We start from the raw sequence: 1,514 nt of genomic DNA on the forward strand, positions 1-1,514 counted from the left end.
AATTAATTTCTAAGATATAGTATAATATACATGAGTTATAACAGAACTAGTTGCTATTAACATCCTGTTAGTTAATAGAGGAAACTCCACGCTCGCACAATCTGTGATGATTGTAGTGTTTGTGCTAATTTAATTCATAAAATTAGGCATAAGGTTACTTATGACGGCTGAAAAAAATCCTACGTTATTATTAAGTTATTATTAAATAATATGGAGTTTTTTCTATAAAAGTGCCACAGAAACGAGTTTTTAAAGAAATTTAAAAAATGGAACGGGTAAACCCCACAAGCGAGAAACCTAAATTTTGGTAAGGGAACTTCTTGTTTTGAAGCAGAAAAAACAAGGGGATCAATTTAATAATTGATAGATAAATAACTAGTATTTTATTTCAGAAAATAAAAAACAGAACGTGGGTTATGATGTTGTAACTTTACTAATAAAAATAGATATTAATCTATTTTTATTTTTGTTTAGGTAGTTATAATTTATTTTTATAAAACTAATAATTTAACTTGACTTTTTATAAAAATAAATTATAATTTTTATAAATAATAAAGGAAAAAAGAAATGAAAAAAAATACTAACGATATTTTAACAGTGCAAAATGATAAGATTTGAACGCGGATTAAAAAGTCAGTTTTTCATAAGGAATTATATAATCAGAGGTCAATTACGTTTAAAATTGCTGCTTCTGCGATTTTTTTAGCGATGACCGTTGGATTAAGTTTACTAGAGGTTTTTAGTGTTCCAACTCCTTGGGGGGCAACATTTGGTTTACGATTTTTTGATACTTTAGTAATTATTTATTCAATTGCAATTGTTGGATTAGGATTTGCTTTATTAGAAGGAATTGCATTACCTTGAATTCATAATTTAATTGATGGGCATCATACTTGACTTGAAATGGCATTCTTTATGATTTCTAATATCTTAGTTGTGTTCGTAACTTGATTTGTTTACTATATTTTATTTAATGCTTGTCATAAAATTACTGTTCCAGAAAATGTTGCTGACCATACTATTCATGAATATCATTATGTTAAAAAAGTGCATGACCATCATCATAAAATTGTTAATATTAAATGAGGGAAAAAAATCTTGGCATTTACTATTATAGTGCCAGTATGTGCTTTAATTGAAGCAATTTCATTTTTAATTGTTGCAAAGATTTTAGTAAATATGGGTCATACGCATCCAGATGCTGACCATGCTCATGTTCTACACGATAGCTTGAAGATATTAGATCCGACAGGGAATATAATAAGTAATCCGATTGATTGGTCTAATCAAGTTACTGTTGCGCATGCTGGCCATGATCATGATCACGATAATAGTGGGATGGCATCTATTTTTGAGTCATGACAACATACTTTAATTTTTATCGGAATTTTCTTTGGAATTTTTACCGCTAAATATATTATAAACGCTACTTTATTTTTATTATTAGAACAACGAACAAGACAATTAGTTGATCGATATGGAATATATGTATAAAAACTTTTTTAAAATTTCTT

General features: G+C 27.7%; 1 protein-coding gene and 1 other RNA gene. Both read left to right on the forward strand.

What is annotated here, in order from left to right; all coding sequences use genetic code 4:
• The first annotated feature begins 38 nt into the window (after window positions 1-38).
• Window positions 39-422, forward strand: an RNA gene (rnpB, locus tag EHV01_RS06810) — RNase P RNA component class B.
• 145 nt (window positions 423-567) lie between these two features.
• The gene (locus EHV01_RS06815) at window positions 568-1,494 is read left to right on the forward strand and encodes a hypothetical protein (RefSeq protein WP_422066797.1); all 927 of its coding nucleotides are present in this window, start codon (window positions 568-570) and stop codon (window positions 1,492-1,494) included.
• Window positions 1,495-1,514: the final 20 nt, after the last annotated feature.

The organism is Spiroplasma sp. hy2 (genome assembly GCF_044714365.1).
In the GTDB taxonomy this organism is placed as follows: domain Bacteria; phylum Bacillota_I; class Bacilli_A; order Mycoplasmatales; family Mycoplasmataceae; genus Spiroplasma; species Spiroplasma phoeniceum.